Source organism: Chryseobacterium sp. GW823-FHT05E08 (genome assembly GCF_058795655.1).
Map to the genome: position 1 here is coordinate 1121827 of NZ_JBXAHY010000001.1, position 25766 is coordinate 1147592.

Annotated in this window: 18 protein-coding genes, 1 tRNA gene and 1 pseudogene; 9 read left to right on the plus strand and 11 right to left on the minus strand. The window is 34.1% G+C overall.

The window, feature by feature from the left end:
- Positions 1-17 precede the first annotated feature (17 nt).
- The 3 genes from AC1Q7L_RS05240 to AC1Q7L_RS05250 all read right to left on the minus strand — a co-directional run bounded on the left by AC1Q7L_RS05240 (position 18) and on the right by AC1Q7L_RS05250 (position 2807).
- Positions 18-296, minus strand: coding sequence for a helix-turn-helix domain-containing protein (locus AC1Q7L_RS05240; protein WP_492306693.1), 279 nt, complete (start codon positions 294-296; stop codon positions 18-20).
- Positions 297-455: 159 nt separating this feature from the next.
- A complete protein-coding gene (locus tag AC1Q7L_RS05245) occupies positions 456-614 on the minus strand; it encodes a hypothetical protein (protein ID WP_492306694.1) in 159 nt (52 codons plus the stop codon).
- Positions 615-1088: 474 nt separating this feature from the next.
- Positions 1089-2807, minus strand: coding sequence for a helix-turn-helix domain-containing protein (locus AC1Q7L_RS05250; protein ID WP_492306695.1), 1719 nt, complete (start codon positions 2805-2807; stop codon positions 1089-1091).
- 240 nt (positions 2808-3047) lie between these two features.
- On the opposite strand from AC1Q7L_RS05250, the gene AC1Q7L_RS05255 reads away from it, so the two are divergent.
- The 5 genes and pseudogenes from AC1Q7L_RS05255 to AC1Q7L_RS05275 all read left to right on the plus strand — a co-directional run bounded on the left by AC1Q7L_RS05255 (position 3048) and on the right by AC1Q7L_RS05275 (position 11615).
- Positions 3048-8918: a T9SS type A sorting domain-containing protein gene (locus AC1Q7L_RS05255; protein WP_492306696.1), complete on the plus strand. Its 5871-nt coding sequence runs from the start codon at positions 3048-3050 to the stop codon at positions 8916-8918.
- Between the two features lie 62 nt (positions 8919-8980).
- On the plus strand, positions 8981-9148 hold the full coding sequence (locus tag AC1Q7L_RS05260) for a bacteriocin-like protein (RefSeq protein ID WP_492306697.1): 168 nt from the start codon (positions 8981-8983) through the stop codon (positions 9146-9148).
- A gap of 348 nt (positions 9149-9496) precedes the next feature.
- A complete protein-coding gene (locus tag AC1Q7L_RS05265) occupies positions 9497-10354 on the plus strand; it encodes a helix-turn-helix domain-containing protein (protein WP_492306698.1) in 858 nt (285 codons plus the stop codon).
- A 76-nt stretch (positions 10355-10430) separates the two neighbouring features.
- Positions 10431-10643, plus strand: a pseudogene (locus tag AC1Q7L_RS05270) (FAD-dependent oxidoreductase); the annotation flags it as partial.
- Between the two features lie 27 nt (positions 10644-10670).
- Positions 10671-11615 (plus strand): FAD-dependent oxidoreductase, encoded by a 945-nt coding sequence (locus AC1Q7L_RS05275; protein ID WP_492306812.1) that lies wholly within the window; start codon positions 10671-10673, stop codon positions 11613-11615.
- A 510-nt stretch (positions 11616-12125) separates the two neighbouring features.
- On the opposite strand, the gene AC1Q7L_RS05280 is transcribed toward AC1Q7L_RS05275, so the two are convergent.
- The 6 genes from AC1Q7L_RS05280 to AC1Q7L_RS05305 form a co-directional block, all read right to left on the minus strand.
- Positions 12126-13352: a site-specific integrase gene (locus tag AC1Q7L_RS05280; protein ID WP_492306699.1), complete on the minus strand. Its 1227-nt coding sequence runs from the start codon at positions 13350-13352 to the stop codon at positions 12126-12128.
- A 253-nt stretch (positions 13353-13605) separates the two neighbouring features.
- Positions 13606-13690 (minus strand) — tRNA-Ser (locus AC1Q7L_RS05285).
- A 166-nt stretch (positions 13691-13856) separates the two neighbouring features.
- On the minus strand, positions 13857-14051 hold the full coding sequence (locus AC1Q7L_RS05290; RefSeq protein WP_054510986.1) for a cold-shock protein: 195 nt from the start codon (positions 14049-14051) through the stop codon (positions 13857-13859).
- A gap of 32 nt (positions 14052-14083) precedes the next feature.
- On the minus strand, positions 14084-14512 hold the full coding sequence (locus AC1Q7L_RS05295) for a cold-shock protein (protein ID WP_410690116.1): 429 nt from the start codon (positions 14510-14512) through the stop codon (positions 14084-14086).
- A 16-nt stretch (positions 14513-14528) separates the two neighbouring features.
- Positions 14529-15290 (minus strand): DEAD/DEAH box helicase, encoded by a 762-nt coding sequence (locus tag AC1Q7L_RS05300; RefSeq protein WP_410690115.1) that lies wholly within the window; start codon positions 15288-15290, stop codon positions 14529-14531.
- Positions 15291-15798: 508 nt separating this feature from the next.
- Complete coding sequence (locus tag AC1Q7L_RS05305) at positions 15799-17301, minus strand: acyl-CoA dehydrogenase family protein (RefSeq protein WP_492306700.1); 1503 nt, start codon at positions 17299-17301, stop codon at positions 15799-15801.
- 538 nt (positions 17302-17839) lie between these two features.
- Between AC1Q7L_RS05305 and AC1Q7L_RS05310 the strand changes: the two genes are divergently transcribed.
- From AC1Q7L_RS05310 to AC1Q7L_RS05320, 3 genes are all read left to right on the plus strand, one after another.
- Positions 17840-18703: an NAD(P)-dependent oxidoreductase gene (locus tag AC1Q7L_RS05310; RefSeq protein WP_492306701.1), complete on the plus strand. Its 864-nt coding sequence runs from the start codon at positions 17840-17842 to the stop codon at positions 18701-18703.
- A 142-nt stretch (positions 18704-18845) separates the two neighbouring features.
- Positions 18846-21656 carry a TonB-dependent receptor gene (locus AC1Q7L_RS05315; RefSeq protein WP_492306702.1) on the plus strand — a complete coding sequence of 937 codons (2811 nt, stop codon included), beginning with the start codon at positions 18846-18848 and terminating at the stop codon, positions 21654-21656.
- A 231-nt stretch (positions 21657-21887) separates the two neighbouring features.
- The gene (locus AC1Q7L_RS05320) at positions 21888-22913 is read left to right on the plus strand and encodes a phytase (RefSeq protein ID WP_492306703.1); all 1026 of its coding nucleotides are present in this window, start codon (positions 21888-21890) and stop codon (positions 22911-22913) included.
- Positions 22914-22975: 62 nt separating this feature from the next.
- Here the strand turns inward: AC1Q7L_RS05320 and AC1Q7L_RS05325 are convergent, their stop codons facing one another.
- On the minus strand, positions 22976-23776 hold the full coding sequence (locus tag AC1Q7L_RS05325) for a Cof-type HAD-IIB family hydrolase (RefSeq protein ID WP_492306704.1): 801 nt from the start codon (positions 23774-23776) through the stop codon (positions 22976-22978).
- 289 nt (positions 23777-24065) lie between these two features.
- Complete coding sequence (locus AC1Q7L_RS05330) at positions 24066-24938, minus strand: AraC family transcriptional regulator (protein ID WP_492306705.1); 873 nt, start codon at positions 24936-24938, stop codon at positions 24066-24068.
- Positions 24939-25081: 143 nt separating this feature from the next.
- On the opposite strand from AC1Q7L_RS05330, the gene AC1Q7L_RS05335 reads away from it, so the two are divergent.
- Positions 25082-25678 carry a hypothetical protein gene (locus AC1Q7L_RS05335; RefSeq protein ID WP_492306706.1) on the plus strand — a complete coding sequence of 199 codons (597 nt, stop codon included), beginning with the start codon at positions 25082-25084 and terminating at the stop codon, positions 25676-25678.
- The last annotated feature ends 88 nt before the right edge of the window (positions 25679-25766 follow it).

The following is a 25766-nucleotide window of genomic DNA, read 5'->3' on the forward strand; positions in this document are numbered from 1 at the left end:
CAAAAAAATTATCCTTATCAATAATAGATTTTAGTGTTATTAATTTTAATAAGTTTTTGTCTTTCCATCTTCTTAAGGGTTCTTATCACTGTTTCAACTCTAAGTCCGGTTAATGAAGCCAATTTCTGTCTTGTATACGGGACCAAATAACTATATTTTTCTTCAAATCCAAAGTATTTCTTTAGATAGTCTAATAATTTTTGGAGTTTTATTAAAGGATCAAGTATGGTAAGAAAAACTGAGATAATATATCTGAAATGTAACCGGTCAGCCGTGTATCGATTTAGGTCTAACATCAATTCAGGTTTTTTGAGCAAAATTTTAAAAAAAATATTTTTCTCAATCTTTATAATTTCAGTGGTAGTAAAAGCAACTGCATTGACAGCATATTTATTATCAGTATATAAATAACTCTCCCCTATGCAATGACCGTCATAAGGAAATCCATGAACGAATTATTTTCCATTTCCCATAAAATTATTGATCTTCACTGTACCGCATTTTATCTGAAAATAATATTTTGCAGCAGTTCCTTCCTTGAAAATAAAATCATCAGAATTATATGTTTCCAACTTAGCTCCGTACGAAAATAATAAATCTTCACATATCACCATCTTATTATTGATTTAGTAAGTAAAAATACTGAAAACATAGGCTATCAAACAACTTTACGGATACCACACAAATTAGATTTACTGCAAAATAATATAACCTTTCCGCTTTAATGAATAATTTTATGATTTACAATAAAATACTTTAGATAGATATAATGTTGAATATTATCAGTAGAACAACGAGCTACCAACCTTTTCTTATTATTATCTATTTAATTAAGAATTATTACTAATTTTTGATAATAATTAAGCATTTTATAAATTAAAAAATCATTTTTAATTATTTTTTTTCATGATGCAAAGTACTGATATTTCGATATAAAAGCCTTTAGAATATAGATCGAAATATATCGACAAACACATAGATATTTATCGATTAGATGTTCACCTAAAATTAAAATATAAGAGTTATTTCAAAGCAATACAATCATCGTTGTTATGAATCGATTCCTACAGGAATGTTGTCTCCTACCGTTATTTTACTGCACTATTATTTAGTTCTTTAATATAGTCAGATGGTGTCATTTGTGTCCTCGCTTTAAATGCTTTAATGAATGTTGTAGGACTTTTATATCCAAATTCTTCAGATATACTTTGAATGGTGTACTTACGAAGTGTTTGATTTTCCTGCAAATCTTTTAGCAAGTAATTTATCCTAAGATCATTTACATATTCGGAAAAAGATATTCCTTTATGTTCATTTATTATTTTAGATAAATAGGCAGTGTTAGTATTAAGCGTTTTAGCAATACTGATAAGTTTAAAATCGTTTGATAGAAATTTTTTCTCCGATTCCAGTATCTCAAGATTCTTGAGAACTCTGTTAATAAGCTCATCTTCAAGCACCATTAAATTTTTGCTATTTTCAACGGTTATCTGAACGCTCTGTTTTTCATCTTCTTTTTTCTGAAACTCTGTAAAAATCATCTTCTTTTTATTATAACGATATTTGAAGTAAAAAATAATAACAACAGCAATTAGTATTATACAGATTATTAATAAAAAGGTATATTTCTTATTTTCTTTTATCGTTTTCTCAGAAATAGATTTAATTTCTTGCTGTTCATATTTCCCTAAAAAACTAGTACCGGAAGTATTCTGAATATTTTTTTTCTCTATTTCAACAAGACTTAATTTAGCAAATTTGTATGCGTTTTTATTATCTTTTATATTTTCATAATTGATGCTTAGCAAATGATATATTTTTAGCTTGTTTTCATAACTACATTTTGAAGAAGATTTCTCGTTATACAGCTTTTTGATGTAATAAAAAGCAGAGTCCGGTTTTTTAATGAAAGTATATATTTCTGCTTTTCCCAACCAAATTATCTCTCGAGATAAGTTTTTATTCATTATTACAGAATCCTTTTCGCATTTGTTATAAAGTAACAATGAAGGTGCATATTGTTTTTTTAGTAATTTGAGATTAGCTTGCCTGCTTATTAGTAAAGCTTTGGAGTATAGAGAAAAATTTGAAAGACTTTTCATTTTTTCATAAGCATTTTCGTAACTATATTGGGCAGAATCTAAAAGTTTACTCTCACCAACATCTTTATACCATTTAACAAATGTATCTCCTTTCGTATTGTAGGCTGCAGCTATTTCTCCATTTTTAAGAAAGCTGCTGTAAAGAGAGTTTTTTACATCAAATCTGATATCTTTTAAATGTGTATTCAAAAGCTCAATACTTTTTGTATAATTTCCTAATTCGGAATAGGCAACAGCTAAAAAAATTATTTGTTTTTTCTTATACACTGGGCTCATCCCTTTTGAAAAATAATTTAAATACTTAAGTCCCTGCAAGATATTTCCCGATCTTTTCTCAATATAAAACAATCTTGTTATGGCAATATGTTTTAATCCTTCATAATCTGGAATCTGAAGTGTATTTCGACTATTTTCGATCTGATTTAGTGAAGATAAAATTGCATTTTTTGCTTCCGAATACTTCCCTTTCTTATACAATACGGAAGCAGAATCGACCTTAATTAATAAATGATATCGTAATGGATATTTAGAAATTCTTTTAAATTTTAAATTCTCGTCATTTAATTTAAAATGTACCAATTCCCACTGATCTTTCTTAATTAAGCTATCAATTTCTAATGACGTCTTTTGGAAAAATGAGTTTTGGGAAAAAATCCTTATAGATATAAAGAAAAGTATATAAAATATCTTTTTTGCTGGAATCATTTGCGTGTTAAAATATTTCAAATTTAGTTCAAATTATTCGCACAAAACAAATAAATATAAAAAATAATATTATAAAACAAGTAAATTCCATACAACAGCACAACGTTACAACAACTAGATTATCAATAATTTATAAATATTAAAATCAAACAATATTTTCAAATTTATAAATCTGATTACTATGTTCTTTTGAACAGCATAGTATTTAGATAGGTTTGTGTATTCAATTAAAAAACATCTATGAAAAAAATTATTATTTTTTTTGGATTATTGTTAATCATGCATATCCATGCACAAAGTCCATTATCAAAATTCACTGCAACAGTTGTAGGAACAAATACTGTTAATTTTTCAAATACGAGTAGTGGAAGCCCAAATTCTGTTTTATGGGAGTTTACAGGAGGTAGTCCTTCTACATCTACAGATCCCAATCCCTCTGTTTCCTATTTGGCAGCGGGAATATATACGGCAAAACTTACTGTAAGCAATGCTTCAGGAAATTCCGTGTCTACAAGAACGATAAAAATTTCGGCAGGAAATATTATTGATTTATCATCCGGTAAATATGATGACGGAACAATAATGGCCGATGGTGTAGCTGATTCGGACTGGACATATACACATCCTAGCGGCGCAATTACAACTCCTGTAGCAAGATATGCTGCAACTGCAGCAGGATGGTCTTCTGCTTCTACAGGAGGAATCGCTGGTGTTACAAGCTGGATTACAGGTAATAATGTAGATAGTGGATATCATTTATATGATAGCAAGCAATTTACGATTCCGGAAAATGTTGCGGATGCGGTTCTTAACCTTCGCTCGCTATCATTCGTAAGAAACTGGACCTATCTAGAAAAATTGAATGCTGATGGCAGTATTACGGAAACACAGGTCACCGCAACCACTTTTATGAGTGATGGTGCTAAAGGCTGGCTGAATTCCAGAAGTCCGGAAGTTATAAATTATGCTTTAGCGCCCGGCAAATATTTTATTAGAGTAAAAGTATATACCAATAGCGCGGCACAAAGACAGGCAACAGATATCAATGCTAATATTTCATTCGGAAAAGCTATCACAGTTTCTCCTATATTGGATTTTTCAGCTTCAGCTCAAACAATCTGTAACGGAAGCAGTGTACAATTGACAACTAACCCGAATCCATCGGGAGCAATAAGTAATAATTGGAAATTTGATGATGGAGCAAACGTACTGACATCCAATCAAAGCAACCCTTCGGTCTCATTTACCAATGCAGGAGCCCATTATGCTGAGCTTATCTCTGATTTTGGAGATTATATGCTTTCTTCATTAAAAATAAATAATTTTATACAGAGCTCTGCTACACCTTCTGCACCTATCGCTTCTTTAAGTCAGTCCGGTTGTTCTGCTTCATCAGGTTCTGTTGTATTAAGTAACCTTCCTGCAGGATCTTCATACAATATCAGTAAAAATGGTACTGTAATTTTAACAGATCAAACAGGAACTACACAAAATATTTCGAATTTATCTCCAGGAACTTATACCTTCGCGGTTATCGATTTAGCAACAGGTTGCGTTTCTTTAAATTCAGACAGCGTAACTATTGCACCAGCTGCAAATCCTACTTTATCAATAGGTAGCGTTGTTCAACCAACATGTTCTAATGGAGGAAGTATAACCGTAAATAGTTTGCCAATTACAGGATGGTCCTTAAAAGCAGCTAGTACTGATTATACCTATTCTGCAAGTGGCACAGACAGCAATTATACATTTACGGGTCTACAGGCGGGAACATACTCTGTTTCGGTGACCACATCGGGTGGTTGTACGGCAACTGCCTCTCCAAATGTAGTATTGAATTCTCCTGTACTACCTACCTTTACAACCCAGGTAACTCAGGCTACCTGTACAACTACGGGAAGTATTACTGTAACTGCTACACCTTTAACAGCTACAACACAGTATAGTTTTGATAATGGACAAACCTACCAAACATCAAATTCAAAAACTGGCCTGTTGGGTGGAGAATATATTGTTTTAGTAAAAGATATAGCAAATGAATGTACATCATTACCTAAAACAGTAACGATAGGGTCTACACTTTCAATAGGTTCGCCAAGCAGTACTATTTGTAAAACTGCAAATTCGGTAAGCACATTACAGCTTTCTCTTAGCAGTACAGCTACCGGTACATGGTCTGTAACGATTTCGCCTACTACAGCAGGAATCAGTATTTCTAATGCTGGTCTTTTAACTGTGGCAGCAGCGACTAATCCAACCGCTAAAGTTACTGCGACAGTCAAGTTTACTTCAGCTACGTGTGGTACAATTACAAAAGATATCAATATATATCCAACATATGCAGCTACTTTTAGTCAATTGCCTGCTACTATTTGTTATGGTGCAATTCCTACTATCAATGGGGCTTCTACAACCATTTTACCAAATACCGTATCAGTAACTGTAAATGGGGTAACGCAATCTATGACAGGAACTTGGTATCCTGCTTCTATTGATAATAAAATCACTACTATCTATACTTTTACACCTTCAAATAATACATTTAATAATCCTTGTATTAGTTTTAACCATACTATTACAATAACTCAAAATATGAGTTTAATTGCCGGAGGTCTAAATGCAACAGTAAGAACGGGAGCTATCAATGAAATAGCAAGGTTTAATATGCCTACTTCTGCAGTTTTTTCGGGAACTGTTACTAATTCATCGGGGACTATTACAAATATTTCGAGTGATGCCAATTTCTATTTTGGTACCATATCAGAACTTGTAGGATATACCCGTATCATAAGAACAAAAGCAACTGCTATTCCCGGTGATTATACTATACAATTCACTTGTGTACAAAACGGATGTACTGCTACAGAAACGCTAAAAATAAAGATTTTAGCATCTGATCAACCTATATGGGCGTATGCACCAAATAGCTATATTTTTACAGGAAAAGATGATTCAGGAGCTGAAGCAGACGGTATAAAAATACCTGTAAAGAAAGCTTTTGAAATGTGGAAAGACAATATGGATCAAACAATTTCTTTCAATAATGCAATCCCAAGTACGGCAGTGTTATCTGCATATGTATATTGGGAAGATGTTTCAGGCTTAGTAAAATCAGCAGGTGATTATAAGCTGGAAATGGAAGGAACAGGTGATGCTTCTAAAATTAAAGTATTAATAGATAAATCTAAAGGGAAAGGAAATGCATTAATTGCCCTTCATGCAGGTGCAAATGGTAATAACACAGACCCTATTTATTGGAGTTGGCATATTTGGAAGACAGACAATCCCACTTTAAACGGAAGTACCTATCGATCTAGCGGATCAGAAACCAGAAAAAACATTGCAGGAGGAACAGAAGCTATTCCGGCTTCTGACTGGAAATGGATGGACAGAAACTTAGGCGCAACCAATGCCGAGTTTTTAGGAAATGACTGGAACAAATCTTCAGGTCTTATGTATCAGTGGGGAAGAAAAGATCCTATCCCTCCTCTTACTTATAAAGACGGAACAGCGTATGAAGTATACGGAGAAGTAGGCAGACTTATTGCTACTAATTTCCAGCAAAATGCTTCACCATACGGATGGATTGTTAGACCTAATAATAACTCTACGAATCACTCAGAAGTGGTTAAGAATTTAAAATATGCAACTCAGAATCCTGCACAACTTATTACATATATCAGTAGGTTGAACGAAACCTGGTTTTCGGATCAGGAATATAAATCTGTAGGGTCCAATGAAGCTACAAGAGTATCTTGGGATTTATGGGCAGATAATAGAACTGGCTTCTTTTCAAATGCAACAGCAACTGCTACGACGTATAGTGTTGACGGATATTCATATGAATTAAAATCTCCGTTTGACCCTTGCCCTTGCGGATGGAGAATCCCGTCACATTTAGGAGGAGCTACTATTAATAACAATCTTAATCCTTTTGGAAGATCAAATAGTGGAGTAAATGATGACACTGATGCAGCTAAAGCTTCATTTTATTTGAATACTCCAACTACATTTTTAGAAAAGGTTAAAGTATATCCTCAAATTGGATTTGATTTTAGAAATCAAACTACAGCTTCGGGTGGAAGTACAGACAGAAATATGGGATTATTCCCGATAACAGGAGCGTTTGTATTTGTAGGCCCCAATGAATTAAGCGATTACTACCACAGTACACCAATGGTAAACTATGTCAATTGGCTTTCTACCGGTGGAGCACCTACTTCTACTTATTCTCCATGGAACGGAACCCGAGGTTTTGGTTTGGTATCAGATTATCATACCACACCTGAAAATGCAGCGTATAAAATCAGTGTTAATCAGACATCTCCCACCAAAGGAGCAGGTACTGTAAGATGTATGAGAGATCCATATTATAATAGTACATTTGCCGCTGTAGATTTTAATGCTTTTAAAACAGATTTTATTGCAGCAACTTCTGTACAATATCCTGTTGAAACAGTTAAGGCATGGACTAAAGAAGCCAACAGTTATATTATAAAAACAACTGAAAACTCTAAAACCTTTAATTCAAGAAAGGCATATGCAATGCATCAGGTATATACTTCTGCAAATAACGATTTTCCTTCCGGAACACCTTCATTAGAAGTTTACTGGACAACCAATCCTCTCTTAATAGAAAGTCTTAATTTATCTTCAGGTTCTACAATTGAGAATAGCTTATTGACTATTAACAGAAAATCAGGTGAATATGGTAATGCAGTTGTTGCAATGCATGTTGGTGAAACAGGTACAACTTCTGATCCTGTTATATGGAGCTGGCATATTTGGGCTCCTGAAACCGACCCTTCAGAATTACCGGCATATACCACTGAAACACCGGCGCCAAGTTCTGCAGGACAAGTTATTAATCCTCCTTATAATTTAATTGCACCACAATTAAAAACCATTTTTATGGACAGAAACTTAGGAGCTTTGGTTGCTTTTCCAACAGTCACAGATAATGTAGATGATATTGTTTATAAAAAATCTATAGGATTACATTACCAATGGGGAAGAAAAGATCCGTTACCTACATTTTTGGATCAGGATATGATTTATAAGGGAAGTAATACGATTAATTCAAGTCAATTCCTAAGTAGTTTTATAAGCAAATATTCTCAGTATTCTTCGCTAACGGGAATCGGAGCATCAGACAAACGTTATATTAAAACTCAGAAAATATTAGGATATTCAGCAGCTAATCCTTTAACATTCATGTATAATGATTCTTCTGCAGCTACAGACTGGCTTACTAATGATAAAGGAGCTGCTAATGACAGATGGGGACATGCTAGCGAAAAATCGCCTTTTGATCCTTGTCCGGATGGATGGAGAATCCCAGATTTTTCTTTTAATATCAGCTCTTTACAAAAAGGAACTTCACCTTGGTATCTTGGCGATATTGTGGATCCTTTAAATCCTTCCAAAAAAGGAGTTTTACAGATTTGGGACACCAATGGAAGCAACCCGACAATAGCAAATGCGGCATCAAATGTTTATAATGGAAAAATAATAAAAACATCAGATAACAAATGGGCAGGATGGATTTTTAATGATGCAACCATTAATTACAAAATTGGAAATTACCCTATTTCCGGTATTCGTAATCTGAGTGGAGTTTCTACAAGTGTGAACGAAATGGGAGTTTGGGCTGCTTCATCAGAAGCCGGTATAGCCAACGCATTTTCAACACGTCTTCAGAAGATGCAGACAGGACAATATTATGAGATACAATTAGGAATGTCATGTCGTTGTGCAAAAATCCAGTACAATGCCACAACAGGTAAAGAAATCGGAAGATACGATCCAAATGCGATACCTGTGACACCAAATACAGGAAAACAAGCAGTCAATACTTTTGCTAAAAAAGAAATTGAGCAAAAAGTAAATTCTGACAAACTTGTAGTGTATCCAAATCCGGTAAGTACGGTATTATACATTAACGCAAAAGATACTAAAGACTATTATTATCAAATTTATAACATGTCTGGACAATTAGTAAAAACCGGAAAGTTTGAAAATAAACAGACTGATGTTTCTTCGCTAATTTCAGGAGCTTATCTTATAAGAATTAATGATTCTGAAGCAATGGTAAAAATTATTAAGAAATAATGTTTTACGAAAATTTAAAACTTAGCCTTTTTATATAATATTAATTTTAAAATTTTATCAAAATGAAAAATTTCAAGAAAATTTCAAGAAGTGAATTAAAATCAATCAATGGAGGAATCTACAATTGTGCAAACATTCCACCGACAGATTGCCCTTGCAACCCCCATACACAATACAGATGTAATGGAGTATGTATTCCATTAGGTAATGCGTGTTATAAGCCTGGCTAATTAAAAAAGTACAAGAAAAGTTAAGCCTCATGTAAAATGAGGTTTAATTTGGTTTAAACGAACTAAATAATACTACAAAAGTATTCGAAGATACGCTCATCTCGATAAAAAACAAAATGGCAATACTTGTATTTAAGTAGCGCCATTTTTTATTACAAATTTTCTTTGACTTAAATCAATATCGTCAAATATGTAGACTGTAAATTATTATTAGCTAACATATTAAACAGCAACAATATACTTGAATACACCAAATTATATTTTCAATTAATTATTATTCCAACCATTGATATAGAAAATCCAGAAGCACTGTTATGTAAATATGAGAAAACTTTGTAATTTTAAACAATGTCTAGAAAGAGTGAAAATATTCCTGTCAATATCCTACACGAAGAAAGCTGTGGGGGAATTATGTTGATGAGGAATTCATTCAATGGATCACCCAATTTTGAAGAAGTAGAACGATCCCATCGAGATAGTGGCTATACCTTTATCATACAAGAGGAAGGAACCACAAGTATTGAGATAGATTTTCAAACTTATGATCTTCAGACATCTTCAATCATTTTTATTCATCCCGATCAAGTGCACCGTCTGATAGCTTTTAATCAAGCGCTCATAAGTACCTGGATTGTCACAAAAGAAAATCTAAGACCCGAACATCTTAACATGTTAGAGGATCTGGTTCCGATTACTCCTCTAATAATAGATGAAACATCACTGTCTCTCCTTTTGGGAGTTTTCAATCTTTGTATGAGGATATCCGAAAGAAAATCCGAAAAACTTTACCACACTGTTCTTAAAGAAAGTTGTAATACACTTGTAACTTTATTTGCATCACAATATTTATCCCAGAAAAGATCAGCAGGTCAGCATAGCAGATTTGAAATCATAACCAAAGAGTTTCGGAAAGTTTTAGAAGCTAACTTTAGAAAAACGACCTCGCCTTCCGAATATGCTTCGCTTCTTCATATTTCAACATCGTACTTAAACGAATGCGTTAAGGCTACAACTGGAAAACCTGTGACATCACATGTCCAACAACGAATTATATTGGAAGCCAAGCGTATGCTCTTTCATTCAAGCAAGTCTGTCAAGGAAATCGCAGGGGATTTAGGTTATGATGATTATTCATATTTTATTCGGCTGTTTGTGAAAGTTGTCGGTCTCACGCCTGCTGCTTTCCGTGAATTAAACCGTGAATAATCCTATACTTACTTCCTTTTGATATTGTAGCGATCTTGAAATGGATGTTCCTTTGCATATCAAAAAAGATATCAAAATGGAAACTTCAAAGGAAATAAATTTATTAACAGGCAAAAAAGTTGCGATTGTTGGCGGTGGTCCCGGTGGACTGACACTCGCAAAGCTCCTGCAACAAAAAGGTGTAAATGTTCAAGTATACGAGCGGGATAAAAGCCAGTCTTCTCGTGTACAGGGTGCCATAGTTGACCTACATTTCGATTCAGGACTCAAGGCAATCAATGCTGCAGGTCTATTAAAAGAATTTGCCACAAACTATATGCCCGGCGCTGATAAATATCGTTTGCTTGATATTAAAGGCAATATTCTATTAGACAATGGGAATCAGAAAGGGACAGCGGATTTTGGCAATGAGCATTTCAGACCTGAAATCGACAGGGGAAAATTACGCGATATTCTGCTAGACGCATTACTGCCAGACACCGTAATATGGGATAGCCAGTTTGTAAACATGCTCAAAATTAAAACCGGATGGGAGCTTCATTTCAAAAATGGAAATACAGCATTTGCAGATATTATAATAGGATCAGATGGATACCGTTCTCTGGTTCGTCCTATCCTAACAGATATTAAAGCTTTATATTCCGGCGCTACGATTATACAGGGAGAAATAGATCAACCACAGACTCAATGCCCCGACATGTTCCAATTGGTCAATCAAGCCAACCTCATGGCAATGGGGGCAGGCTCAACGATTGCTGTGCAGCCACGTGGCGACGGAGGTCTAACTTTTTATGCTGCATCGATGTACCCCGAAGACTGGGGAGAAACAAATGGAATTGATTTCAATGATGCCGGAGCAGTACGCAGCTATCTGATCGATCATTTCAAAGAATGGAACGAGGTCTTTTTTACCCTTTTTGAAGCTTGTCAAAATTTTGTACTCCGTCCACTCAATTATTTTCCGATGGAACAAAAATGGAGTTCAAGATCAGATCTTACACTTATAGGCGATGCAGCACATCTAATGCCCCCTAATGGCGAAGGAGTGAATTTAGCCATGTTGGATGCTCTAGATTTAAGCGAATGTCTTACAGATAACACATTTAAGGATCTTCAAACAGCAATTGCAACTTATGAAAAAATTATGTTCGAACGGTCTACAAGTTTATCTCAGGAAACAGTGGAAGGAATAGCCGACTTTGCATCTCCGACAGACAAATCGATAGAGGAATTTATAAAAATGATGTCTGAAGATAAATAAACCTTATAGAACTGATGTAGCTTATTTTCGTGAATTGAATATTACAATTCTATTACTTCTGTGGAAGCTGATAAAAGAAATTTGGCTTTGCAGATAAGGGATATTCTGGTTGCGAGATTAAAGAAAAGCAGCCTAAAAAATATCTAGTAAATTATTTTTCTCAATATAAAACTTTAAAAAATTTTCACTTGCTTAAAAAAAAGATAATATTAGTACTAATAATTGTAAAATTCGTCTAAATATTCTACAAAGTGTTTCGATACTAGTTTAGCAGGCACAAGACAGGCATAGCCAACTAAATACTTACTGTTCAAATACTGATTATTATTAATTTTTAAATTAAATTGCAATACACAAAAACTAAAAGATATTATTTTAATAAGAATGGGGTTTGTAATTCCTGTTTAATTTGACTTAATCGAACCAAATCATCTATAAAAGTGTTTGAAGATACGCTCGTTAAGTTCCCAATGCGAGATTACATTCAATATCTCCATCACTATTTTAATTTCAATTAAACTCACTATTCTCAAGTTTACTTCTTAAAACCGACATATCATCGCTCACTTTCTTATCCAAAATTTTAGCATAGTGCTGTGTTGTTTTTATATTAGTGTGGCCAAGCATTTTACTTACACTTTCAATCGGAACGCCATTAGACAATGTAACTGTAGTAGCAAATGTATGCCTTGCGATATGAAATGTCAACTCTTTATTGATTCCACAAACACTCGCAATTTCTTTGAGATAAGAATTCATAGTCTGATTACTTACAACAGGAAATAGAACATTTGAGTTTACACACTGCGGATGGTTCTCATATCTTAAAACAAGCTCTTTAGCTACAGGTAATAGCGGAACTCTGGTTGAGGTGTCTGTTTTTTGACGACGTGTGAATATCCATTTTTCGCCATCAATCCCGATATTGATGTGAGACTTTGTCAATTTCTTCACATCAACATAAGCTAAACCGGTATAACAGCAGAAAAGAAAAACATCCCTTACTTGTGTCAATCTATCGGAAACAAATTCTTTTTCATACATCGTCTGGATTTCTTCTCTAGATAGAAATGGACGTTCTACAGCTTTGAGCTTTGCTTTATAACCAAGAAAGGGGTCTTTGGAGAGCCATCCATTTGCCATGCATAATCGAATGATCTTTTTAAAATTCTTGATGTACTTTACCGCAGTATTGTTTGCGCATTTACGAACACTACGAAGCCAAAAATCATAATCCATTATGAAGGCGTGGTCGATCTTTGTAATGTCAATATCCGAGGTTTTATATTTCCAGATTAGGAATTCCTGCGTATGCTTTAACGATGTTTTATAACGCTCCAATGTTCCGGCGGCAAAATCCTGACCTACCAGTGCTTCAACTTTATCATTGTGATCCTGAAATATAGGAATGAGCATTCGTGTGGAAACATCTGTTCCAAGCAGTTTAGATTTTAAACCTTCTGATGTTACAAAGTCTTCTTCTTTCAGCATCTGGTAGTGAGAATCGTAAACTTGTTGTTCCAAAGTTTTAAGATAGACATTAAGCGTTTTCGCCTCCTGAGAGTTGCCAACCGCTTTATGTGCTTTAACATCCCATTTCTGTGGGTCGATGTACCTTTTAGCGGCAATGTCCGCTGCCTTGCCATCTATCGTGATTCGTAAGTAAATGGGAGCAGTTCCGTTTGCTCTGATTTTATTCTTTTTTATAAAGAATAACAGGTTGAATGTTTTGTTCATAGTGTGGTAACTTTAATTGTTAATAATTTAGTTTTTATTACCACTTTCTGCAAGATGTACAATCGTTAGACTGCCTATTGGTCGGGTTTCCCTGAGTTTTTCGTGACCCATTTTCAAATTTTCACGATGGGTCACTGAATAGGTCATATAAATCGTGACCTATTTTGATTTTTTTTGATACTAGCGCTAAAACAAAAAACGCTGTAAACATTGATTTTTACAGCGTTTTAGCTTATTTTAGTTTCTCAACCAGCGGAGAGAGAGGGATTCGAACCCCCGGACCTGTTACAGTCAATAGTTTTCAAGACTATCGCAATCGACCACTCTGCCATCTCTCCTTTAAACTCCGATTATATCGTTGTTTTTGGTGGTGCAAATATATAATGTTTTTTGATTCTGACAAAATATTTTCAAGATAAAATTAAAAAAATATTAACTTTCACCTAAAAACAAAAATAAAGCCCCAAAAAGGGGCTTTACCTGAATCGATATATTAATTGAAAATTAAGCTAAAGTTACATTTACTGCATTTAGTCCTTTTTCACCTTTTTGTACATCAAAAACCACTTTGTCATTCTCACGAATTGTTCTTGTCTTTAATCCTGAAGAGTGTACAAAAATGTCTTGTCCTCCGTCTGCTGGAGAGATAAATCCGAAACCTTTTGTTTCGTTAAAAAATTTTACTGTGCCTTGTTGCATTGTATTTGTATTAAAAATTGTTGTTTTATTATTTATTTTACAAGTTCGATATTGATAGCCGAAAATCCTTTTGGAGATCTTTCTTTTTCAAATGAAACTTTATTTCCTTTTTTTACTTGATGTATACAGTTGTTACTGTGGAAAAATACATTCTCTTTACTATTGTCTTCGGTAATAAATCCGTAACCTTTTTCACTGAAAAACGTAACGATACCTGTTTTTCTTAACTCCTCTACAGGAATAGGAGCTGCTCCTAACTGAATATCTTCAGGGTTAATCTCCATTCTTTCTTCTGGAGGTGTGGTAGTAAGTCTACCATATGAATCAACATAAGTAAGCATATCGTCAAGACCTTTTCCTTTGTTATTATTTGTCTTACGATCTTCGCGTCTTAACGCTTTTTCTTTTTGTTTTTGAATTTTTTTCTTGAAATTTTCCTTTTTAGAGAAAGAATCTGCCATAAATTTTTTTAATATTTTAATTACTGTACTGAAATGTCTGTTTACCTTGCTTACTTACCGGCAATGTAAAACCTGTCTGCTTTTGGATGTTTTTAAGATCCATACGTTCATTTTCTTCAAATGAACTTGTTTTCCCTTTCACTCCTGCTTTTGCTGATACTATGATCTCAACAGGATTGTTTAGAATAGTACTTGCAAAGCTTCGGATATTATCCGACATGGTTGCTGAAAATAATAATGTTTGTCTTTTCTGCGAAATCAGTTTAACTACTTTTTTCACATCATTTACAAAACCCATTTCAAGCATTGTGTCTGTATCATCCAAAATCAATATCTCGATTTTGGAAAGATCAATATGTCTCTGACTCGTTAACTCCAATAATCTCCCCGGCGTTGCAACAAGAACATCTACTGTTTTTCTCAAAGCTGCTAGCTGTCCTCCCAATGAAACGCCTTCATAAATAGAAAGCTGAGATAATGGAAGATATTTGCTATGCAATTTAAGATTTTCTTCGATTTCCGTTACCAACTCACGAGTCGGTGTTAATATTAAAGTTCGGATTTCTTTATGTTCCGGAGCTCTTTTTTTTAATAATTGAAGAACAGGCATTGCAAAAGCTGCAGTTTTCCCTGTTCCTGACGGTGAACAGCCCATGATATCTTTACCTGCCAAAATATGTGGAATAGCACTACTTTGTATCTCTGTAGGTTGTGAATATCCCGTTTCTGTAACGGCACGAATTATTGGATTTATTAAATTTAAATTTTTAAAATTCATTCATGGGGTTTTGCCGGATCTCCCGACGTTATATAAGATCAAATACGTTTTAAGGAATTTAAAATTATCATCTTTTTTGAGAATAATTGGAAGAGAAAAATCAACTTTCTTTTATTCATCCATTTTTTTGCTTTCATCAATATTATTGAATTCTGCAATAACTTTCTATGTCCTTTTCATCGGGCACTTCTACAAACTCTCAATTTTTAAAACTGATCAATCTGTTTGTAATAATTTTTAAAAAGGATAAAGCTTTAAGGAATGGTTTCCTAATTGTTTTCGGTAATTTGAATTCAGTTGGCAAGTTATAAAACCGGCGGCTGAAAGAGCAAAAACTGAAAGAAGAAAATGGTTAATTCTAATCTGTAACAGAAAGCAAAAGGCAAAAGCCTAATTATTAATTATTGTACAAATATACAACAAATAAACTGAATAACTGCTATTTTAATTAATTGATTATCAAAAATATATTAAACCTCATTACTTATCTTCCAGTTTTCCGAACTATTTACGAAAACTTCATCCAATCACTTTTATCGTTATTATGTTCTACAATATTTAAGTTCTGGTGTTGATTCATCGAGCTAAGAAGTGTTACAATATCCTGTCTCACAACCTCTACAGCACTATCTGTAAGTTCCTGGCTGAATCCTGAGTTATTTAATTCCAACAAATCATTCACCGTAACTACTCTAGCCAAAACTTTTCCAAGATCGATCATTTTACGCTGAGAAAGCGCTGTATTAATATTGAAATCCAGTTCTTTAGCATATAATTTAATCGAATTATTGGTCAATTCATTAATAGCAAGATATTCGGCAAAATTTTCAACCTTTTTCTTCTTCATATCTTTTAAAATTCCTTCCGAAATTTGGGTGTAAAGCATCTCATTAGAACCTTCAAAGATCTGAAAAGGTCGGCTATCCATAATTCCGCGCCCTCCGATGTGGGTTGTTCTGTAACCTTTTCCACCCGAAAGCTGAACAAGTACCTGAGCAGATTCCTGCATCATATCTGTCACCAAAGCTTTCATACTGTTCGCATGAGCACCGCTTCCGGAAACATCATGATCAATCCCGCTTACTTTACAACTTTTCGCACACATTGCAGAACAAAGTGTGAAAAACGTCTGCATTCTCGTCAATTGATATTGAACCTGATCTAAAGCATAAAGATTAGAAGCACCCACTACCCTTTCCTGACAGTGTTTTGTAGCTTCATCCAACATTCTTTTAAGGAAACCCATCCCCATCCCGGGAAACTGTAGTCGACTGCGGTGAAGTGTGTCGAGCATCATTTTCAGTCCTGTTGTTTCAGGGGTTAATTTATTGTATTGCGGAACTCGGATATCAATTTTATTTAATCCATAAGGAATCATGTACAATCCCGGATTGTCGTAATATTCTAAAACTTCAATATTTTGTTCTCTATAATGCGTATTAGCAATGAAAAAATCTACGTCTCTTGACAATTTTCCTTCAGCATTTGCATTTCTTGAGGTGATTAACCAATAATTTGCCAACCCCGTCAATCCCTGCCAGTGTTTTGTTCCTTTTATATGGTATTCATTATCTATTAATGTATTCTGGGTTTTCATATTTAACGCATCACTTCCATATTCCGGCTCAGTGATCATTAAACCTCCCATTGCACCATGATCAAGGAAATTTTTAAAAATATCAGCTTTTACAAGATCGTTTCCGTATTTGGCTACAGGTTCCAGGAAAAGGGCAATATTAATCCCAAATGTTAATGATAGCGAAAGCGATTCATAAGAAGCAGCGGATAAAATACCCAAACACTCTTTCACCTTTACTCCTCTCCCTCCAAATTCTTCCGGAATGGCTACCGATAATGGTTTCAGATTCATTATTTCTTTCCAAACATGTGGTGGAAGACCTCTTGAAAGGCTTAGCTTATCAATATTTTCTTTTTGAAAAAGATTGTGAAGAGAAGTTGAAAAACCGTTGAGAAACTCCGAATAAGGTGTTTCAGATGCGGATCCATTCATAATAGATTTGAAATTTAGCGCTGTATGCCATCTATACAACAATATAATAAAGCGAAGCGAATGGCAACAACAACTTAATAATCAAATATCAGCAGCTTCACGTAACGTAAATATTTTTCTAAGGTACAACTAAATAAATTGCTTACCTTACATACTGCGTGAAATTTTCATTAAAAAATCAGAAAAGGAAGAATAAAAAAATTCCCCAAAAACAGGGGAACGGAAAATAAATTATAATAAGGTATAAATTTGAATATATAAAAATGATGTGGTGTTCCTTATTAAAATATTATTTCGAGCCTAAAGGTAGACCAATAAAATTAAGCTCAACTATAGATTATTAAAAAGAAAAAGTTATTAGCACGCCTAAAACATTGATATTTTCATAGATTTTAACAGGATCGTTTTAAATTTAGATATCAAACTCATCCATCGGTTTAAACAATCAATCCCATCGAAACAAAACGTTTTACAGATTAAAAAAAAATAAAGAAATTTGTGTTATCAATAGTTTTCAAATAAATAAAAATCAACAATAATGCAGACTCAGCCAGTAATTGCCCTAATTTCCCCAGGAGATATGGGAACTCAAATAGCAAAAGCGCTTATAAAAAATAACTTTAAAGTAATTACTGCCGGAGAAGGAAGATCTCAAAAAACGCTACAAAACACTCAGGATGCAGGGATCGAAGATGCTGGTTCACTTCAAAATACAATCGAACAAGCTGATGTAATTCTTTCCCTTACAAGTCCGGAAGGAAGTTTGAAACTTGCTGAAAACATTGTTTCATGTTTAAAAAATACTTCAAACCGTCCGCTTTATATTGATTTAAATTCTAACACTCCCGCAATGGCTTTGTCCGTTGAAGAATTACTTTCATCAATAAGCATCCAATTTGTTAACGGCGCTGTCATGGGAGCTTCCAAAGATATTCCTGAAACTGGAGTTTTGGTTATAAGCGGAACTCATAGACAGCTTTTCATAGATCTTTTTGGAAAAGTTTTCAAAATAAAAGATGCCGGTGAAAAAACAGAAGCTGCATCAGCCTACAAACTTTTATTTTCGATGGTGAATAAAGGAATAAATGCTTTATTTTTTGAAACAATGACCGCTGCTGCCCACTTCGGAATCCTTGATGAACTGAATGAAAGTCTTCAGGATTTCCTGCCCGGAACGTATCAGGATCTTATAAAAACTACCCCAACTTATCCACAACATATTTTTAGGAGAATCGATGAAATGAATGGCTTGACCGAAATGCTTAAAAGTGAAAACTTACCCAACATTATCGCCTTAGGAACTGCCGAAACATTCGAAAGAGTGTATCAATCAAACATTTTTGAAAATGAAAAGCCAAAAGGTGTCATAGAAACTTTTCAGAATTTTAAAAAATTACCCTAAACTTAACTAATAAATTATAAGTTAACATATGATGAACATTAGCTTTCTGTTCATAATTTATTAAAACAATCGTAACCTTCACTTCAAAGCATTTTCTTTCGAACCCTTTAATTTTGCTCGAATTTAAATCTAAGAAAAGAAAGTGAAGAAAATTTTTACATCCGTTTTGCTTTGTGCATCAATTTATTTTTATGCTCAATCAGGTACCGTTTCAGGAAATATCAATGATGATTCTAAAATTGCATTGCCTGGAGCGAAAATTTCTCTGTCACCGGGAAATATCTACACTACTTCCGATGAACACGGAAACTTTGTTTTTCTAAATGTTCCTGCGGGAAATTATTCTATGAAAATAGATTATTTAGGTTATGGAATTCATGAATATACTGTTTCTGTAGAATCTGATAAAAATACCCAGCAAAATATCGTTTTTGCAAGAAAAGAAACAACAATTGAAGAAGTTGTGGTTGCAGGAGCAACGCTTAAAAATCAGGCTAGAGCATTAAATAAGCAAAAGAATAACGCAAATATCACCAACGTTATTTCATCCGATCAGATCGGGCGTTTTCCGGATGCCAATATTGGTGATGCTTTGAAGCGTGTTCCGGGAATTACCATTCAAAATGATCAGGGTGAAGCCAGAAATTTAATTATCCGAGGTCTTGCTCCAAACTTGAATTCCGTGACGTTGAACGGCGACAGAATTCCGTCTGCTGAAGGTGATAACCGTAATGTTCAGATGGATTTGATTCCTTCTGACATGATCGCCACCATTGAGGTAAATAAAACACTGACACCCGACATGGATGCCGATGCCATCGGAGGTTCCGTTAATTTGATCACCAGAGCTTCCCCGAACGGACAAAGAATTTCGGCAACATTGGCGGGAGGTTACAGTCCGATCCGCGAAAAAGGAAATTATACAGCCGGATTGGTCTATGGAGACCGTTTTTTAAACAAAAAATTAGGCGCCGTATTCAGTTTTTCATATAATAACAACAATTTTGGTTCAGATAATATCGAACCGACATGGGCAATTGCCGATGATGCTGCAAAAACCGCTTACATCAGCAAAATGGGAGTTCGTTATTACAACGAGCACCGTATCAGACACAGTTTTGATTTGAATTTGGATTATGAATTTAATTCTAAAAACAAAATCTACGCTTCTGCCATGTATAATTTCAGAAATGATAAGGAAAATCGCTATGCTTTAGGTTATAAAATAAAACCAATTTACAACGATGATGAAAGTGAAATTACAGGTTGGAAAGGCAGTATCACAAGACAAAATAAAGGTGGAGATTTCAACAATGACAACACCCGTCTTGAAAGACAAAAAGTCCAAAATTATGCTTTGAGAGGAGAACATCTTCTTGGTACAAAAATAGATTTGGATTGGTCAATGAACTATGCAACGGCAAGCGAAAAGAAGCCTCACGAACGTTATATCGAATTTGAAAATGACGGTCTTACCTTTTCTTCCAATTTCAGCGATCCACGAAGACCGATGATTACACCAATTACTCCCGACAATCTTGGAAATTATGAGTTAAGTGATCTTTCTGACTCAAATAGCTTCACTCAGGAAAAGGAATTTGGCGGAAAAGTTAATGTACGTTTTCCGTTTTCTGTAATTGAAGATCAAAAAGGTAGAATTCGTGTAGGTGCACGTTTGCGTTTGAAGGAAAAAGAAAGAGAAAATGATTATTTTGCTTTCGAACCGATCAATGATATGGGAAGTTTGCTGTCTGTTCCAACAACTAATTTTGACGGACACAATTTTCAGCCGGGAAATTACGTTCCGGGAACTTTCGCAGCAGCTCCGTATTTGGGTGGATTAGATCTATTTAACCCAAATTTATTTAATTCAGAATCGAAACCTGAAGAATTTCTTTCCGGAAACTACAAGGCGAAAGAAAATATTTACGCAGGATATATTCGTTGGGATCAGGATTTCAGCGATAAATTTTCAATGATCGTTGGAGCGCGTATCGAAAGTACAAAAATCGATTACACCGGGAATTACGTGTTGGACGAAGAAGATTTGGTAGGAAAAATCAACAATACCAATACATATACGAATGTACTTCCGAATTTATCATTTAAATATGTTCCGGTTCAGAATTTGGTGCTTCGTGCAGCGTTTACAACTGCTTTGGCGCGCCCGAATTATTACGCATTGGTTCCTTATTTAAATGTAATTTCAGGTGATGAATCCATTTCTGCAGGAAATCCGAATTTGAAGGCAACGTACGCTTACAACTTCGATTTTATGGCTGAAAAATACTTTAAATCAGTCGGAATCCTTTCAGGAGGTGTATTTTACAAGAATTTAAAGGATTTTATTTACACGTATTCGAGAAGAAATTATTCTGGCGCAGATTTTTCTCAAGATTTTGCAGGACAATCGAACCCAATTCCAGCAGGTGAAAATAAATGGAGTTTCACTCAACAAAGAAATGGTGAAAATGTAGACCTTTTCGGTTTTGAAGTTGCTTTGCAAAGACAATTGGACTTCATTCCGGGAGCATTTTGGAAAGGTTTGGGAGTATATGTAAATTATACTTACACGCATTCAAAAGCAAAAGGAATCACGAATGAAGACGGCGTTGAAAGAACCGATGTCGGACTTCCGGGAACTGCTCCGCATATGTTCAACGGATCGCTTTCTTGGGAAAACAAGCGTTTTTCAGCAAGAGTTTCTATGAATTATGCTTCTCATTATATTGATGAATTGGGCGGAAATGCTTTTGAAGACCGTTATTATGACAATCAATTATTCCTTGATGCGAATGCTTCTTTCAAAATTACGAGCCAGTTGAGAATTTTTGCTGAAGCTAATAATTTGACGAATCAGCCGTTGAGATATTATCAGGGAATTCAGGACAGAACCGCGCAGGTTGAATATTACAGACCGAAATTTAATATGGGTGTGAAGTTTGATTTTTAATTAAACTTAAAGAAAAATAGTAACCACAAAAGTTGTTATTAAACACTTTAGAACACTTAAGTTTTAAAAGTTTATTACTTTGAAAATACAAAAAGATCACATAAGATGAAAATCTTTGATTTTCAAAAAGCTTAAGTGTTCTTCTATGCATAATTCTGTTAACTTAAATAAACTTAAGTGTTAAAAAATCTTTTGCACCTTTTGTGGTTAAAAATAAATTATATCAATTCAATGAAAAAAATAAATTACATCATAGCTCTTTCCATTTTGCCGTTTGTGGTAAATTGTGTCGGGCAACATCAATTAGGAAAAAAATTACAACCGACTGCGATTACAGAAACGGTTTTGTATGACACCGACGATCCCGCAATCTGGATCAATCCTCAGGATGCATCAAAAAGTATTATCATCGGAACAGATAAAGATACGAATGGCGGTCTGTACGCTTTCGATTTAGACGGAAAAATTATCAATAAAGTTTTAGGTTTAAAACGTCCGAACAATGTCGATCTGGAATATGGATTTAATCTAAACGGAAAAAAAATCGATTTTGCTGCCGTGACCGAAAGAGAAACTAACAAGGTAAAATTATACTCGCTTCCCGATTTAAAAGAAGTTGGAGAATTCTCCGTTTTTGATGGCGAAACAGAGCGCGGACCGATGGGAATTTCAATTTATAAAAACCCGCAAACAGAAGAAATTTTCGTGATTGCAGGAAGGAAATCCGGACCGAGCGACGGCTATCTTTGGCAATATAAATTATCTGAAAAAGACGGAAAAATCACAGGTGAAGTTGTCAGAAAATTCGGAAAATACAGTGGTTTGAAAGAAATTGAAAGCATCGCTGTAGATGATGAAATGGGCTACATTTATTATTCCGATGAAATGTTTGGTGTTCATCAATATTACGCTGATCCGGCAAAAGGAAATGAAGAACTTTCGGTTTTCGGAAAAGGCGATTTCAAATCTGATGTGGAAGGCATTTCCATCTATCCTACTTCTGTAAACACCGGATATATCTTGGTTTCTAATCAGCAGAAAGATACTTTTAATGTGTATTTAAGAGAAAATCCGGCAAAAGGCATGATTGCAGAAATTCCTGTTTCTACAAGCGAAAGTGACGGTTCGGAAGTTACAAACGTCAATCTCGGATCAAAATTTCCAAAAGGAATGTTTGTTGCGATGAGCAACGGCAGAGTTTTCCATATTTACGATTGGCGAATCGTTGAAGAAAGGATTAAAGCTAATATGAAATAACAAAAAAACAGGATGCAGAGACATCCTGTTTTTTATTTATATTTAAAAATTACTTGAAAATTTTAATTATTATTCAAATAACTTTTAATTGTTTCCAACACTCCAAAATTATCATTAGAACAAGCTTCAAAACTTGCCACTTCTTTCACGGAAGGATGCGCATTTTTCATGGCATAGGAATAATGTGCTTTTTTAAGCATCTCAATATCATTCATATAATCTCCAAAAACCATGGTTTGTTCGGGAGTGATATTCAATACTTTCTGAAGTTGCTCCAAGGCATTTCCTTTGTTGATATTTTTATTCATAATATCCAGCCAGTACTGACCTGATACCACGACTTCAAGATTATACTTTTCAAATTGCTTTAAATAAGGATATAAATGCTCTTCTGAACCCTCAGGGTGATAAACGGCTATTTTAAAAATACTGTCATCCAAAGCCTGCGTTAAATCTTCAACTCTTTGATTTCCTGTGTAAAATTGTGAAATGTAATCTATAAAACCTTGATTATCTGCTTCGTAATATGCTCTTTTCTTCCCCGACAACACAGCTGTTGCGCCAGGAATAGTACGAATCGTACTGATGATCTCAGCAACATATTCCGAACCTAATTTATCTGCAAATAATTCTTCATTTTTGTAGACCATATAGCCTCCGTTTTCTGCAATAAAGGCCATTTCGTTCTCGATATCTCCAAAATATTTGGTGATTCCCAACATCTGTCTTCCACTCGCAGGAACGAATAAAATATTTCTTTTTTTCAGTTCTTCATAAATTTCAGGAAATTCCGGACTTACTTCGTGTGAAGAGTTCAGGAACGTTCCGTCCATATCGGTTACAATTAATTTAATATCTTTCATAATGCTAATCTATCGGCAGATTTCAGGTATAAAACTACTGAATTCATTTTTAAAATTTTAATTTCTAAGCGCATTTATTCTTTTTTTTATGATAAAATTTTGGGTTGGAGAATCGCAAAGGCGCAAAGGGTAAAAAAATACCATTTTAAAGGCGCAAGGATTTTATCTGCGATAAAATTTGTAATGTTTATACTAAAGGTTTGCTGAAAATCTTCGATTTTCTTGCGCCTTAAATTTTACATCAATTTATTCTCATTCTTTGCGCCTTTGCGATTCTCCAACCCAAAATTTATTCCATAAAAAAATTAAACTCTTTTCTATATTGTGACGGGCTTTTCTGAATATATTCTTTAAATGTTTTATTAAAATAACTGAAATTATTAAAACCCGATTCAAAACAAACTTCAGTAATGCTCATTGGTTTTTCCGCCAACAGTTTTAATGAATGAGTAATCCGATATTCATTGACAAATTGAGTGAAAGTTTTGTTGGTGATCTTTTTAAAATAACGGCAGAAAGACGGGACTCTCATATTCGCCAGTTCAGAAATTTCTTCCAATGTAATTTGTTCCTTAAAATGATCTTTCACGTAATTGAAAATAAGATTGATCCTTTCATTATCCTCAACCTGTGTTTGAAGGTAATATTTTCCCGCATTCAAAATCCTGTAATCCTGTGTGGAAGCCAATGCATCTAATATTTCTATAAACTTAACAAGCCTTTCCAAAGAAGAAGATTCGTGCATTTCCACGATCTTTTTTCCAATGATTTTTTTGATATTTTCTGAAAAAACAATTCCGGCTTTTGACCTTTCAAGCAATTGGGCAATTCTGTGCATTTCAGGCAGTTCCCAAATGGTTTCACCTAAAAAATCAGGTTTAAACTGAATCACCATTTCATAATCATTATTCGTATTTTCATTGGTCATTCCACAGTGCGGCAAATTGCTTCCCATCAACACAAGATCACCATCCGAAAAGTAGGAAATATTACTCCCGATCTGCCTTTTTCCGGAACCTCCGCAGACAAAAATTAACTCAACCTCAGGATGATAATGCCATACATGAGATTTGATATTTTCGTTCTGAAAAAACTTCAAACTTGTGAAACTGCTTCCAATATTGGGTTTCACCGCTTCAAAGGCTGGATGTGAATGTTTCATTTTAACAAATTAATTCATGCACAAAATTAACAATTAATTTTTAATTAAATAATTTTAAGGTTAATATAGCATATAAATATGAAAATTGTATTGTAGATTAAGCCAATTGCCTGTTATACATTTGCAGTATAAAGCTTATCATTATGAATAAATTATTAAAATCTGCTTTTCTCGTAGGGTCTCTATTTATCTCAGCTAGCTTGATGAGTAAAGACAGGGATTTTTCTCTTTCAATTAAAACAACAGAAGCAAAAACCATCAGTTTTGATGTTCTGAATGGAAAAAACATATCCTTAGTTATCTATAATGATGCTTACGGAGAATTATTTTCTGAAAAATTGGAAAGTGAAAATAATGTAACAAAATCTTATGATCTGAAAGACCTGGAATCCGGAACTTATTATCTGGTGGCAGAATCTGATCAGAAAATTGAAAAATATAAAATAAACATCAGTTATAACAACACAGTTGAGATTGAAAAAACTCCATTTTCAGAAATTAATAAACCTGAATACACGATTTCAGGGAATATGGCACAACTTCATCTTTCGGGTTTGAAAAACAGCGCAACTATTTCTGTATCTGATTTTGCAGGAAATGTTTATTACAATGCAACAAAAAATGCAGCTAACGGAGAACTTAATATGACCTTTGATCTTGATCCTAAAACTTCTGACAGATATATCATCAGTGTTGAGGAAAAAGGAAATGTTTTTAATAAAATAGTTACTCTTAACTAAAATTAAGAGGATTCCTTTATTTTTCGTATTTATATTGGAATTAAAATTTTACGTACAATTCAATTTATTGAGGCAACTTTTCTTTTTT

Coding starts and splice junctions, on each gene's coding strand:
- AC1Q7L_RS05250 (WP_492306695.1), bottom strand. CDS start 2,807: ATGATTCCAGCAAAAAAGATATTTTATATACTTTTCTTTATATCTATA.
- AC1Q7L_RS05280 (WP_492306699.1), bottom strand. CDS start 13,352: ATGAACAAAACATTCAACCTGTTATTCTTTATAAAAAAGAATAAAATC.
- AC1Q7L_RS05325 (WP_492306704.1), bottom strand. CDS start 23,776: ATGAAAGATATTAAATTAATTGTAACCGATATGGACGGAACGTTCCTG.
- AC1Q7L_RS05305 (WP_492306700.1), bottom strand. CDS start 17,301: ATGAATGGATCCGCATCTGAAACACCTTATTCGGAGTTTCTCAACGGT.
- AC1Q7L_RS05240 (WP_492306693.1), bottom strand. CDS start 296: ATGTTAGACCTAAATCGATACACGGCTGACCGGTTACATTTCAGATAT.
- AC1Q7L_RS05335 (WP_492306706.1), top strand. CDS start 25,082: ATGAATAAATTATTAAAATCTGCTTTTCTCGTAGGGTCTCTATTTATC.
- AC1Q7L_RS05275 (WP_492306812.1), top strand. CDS start 10,671: ATGCCCGGCGCTGATAAATATCGTTTGCTTGATATTAAAGGCAATATT.
- AC1Q7L_RS05300 (WP_410690115.1), bottom strand. CDS start 15,290: ATGAATTTTAAAAATTTAAATTTAATAAATCCAATAATTCGTGCCGTT.
- AC1Q7L_RS05320 (WP_492306703.1), top strand. CDS start 21,888: ATGAAAAAAATAAATTACATCATAGCTCTTTCCATTTTGCCGTTTGTG.
- AC1Q7L_RS05260 (WP_492306697.1), top strand. CDS start 8,981: ATGAAAAATTTCAAGAAAATTTCAAGAAGTGAATTAAAATCAATCAAT.
- AC1Q7L_RS05330 (WP_492306705.1), bottom strand. CDS start 24,938: ATGAAACATTCACATCCAGCCTTTGAAGCGGTGAAACCCAATATTGGA.
- AC1Q7L_RS05265 (WP_492306698.1), top strand. CDS start 9,497: ATGTCTAGAAAGAGTGAAAATATTCCTGTCAATATCCTACACGAAGAA.
- AC1Q7L_RS05255 (WP_492306696.1), top strand. CDS start 3,048: ATGAAAAAAATTATTATTTTTTTTGGATTATTGTTAATCATGCATATC.
- AC1Q7L_RS05295 (WP_410690116.1), bottom strand. CDS start 14,512: ATGGCAGATTCTTTCTCTAAAAAGGAAAATTTCAAGAAAAAAATTCAA.
- AC1Q7L_RS05310 (WP_492306701.1), top strand. CDS start 17,840: ATGCAGACTCAGCCAGTAATTGCCCTAATTTCCCCAGGAGATATGGGA.
- AC1Q7L_RS05245 (WP_492306694.1), bottom strand. CDS start 614: ATGGTGATATGTGAAGATTTATTATTTTCGTACGGAGCTAAGTTGGAA.
- AC1Q7L_RS05290 (WP_054510986.1), bottom strand. CDS start 14,051: ATGCAACAAGGCACAGTAAAATTTTTTAACGAAACAAAAGGTTTCGGA.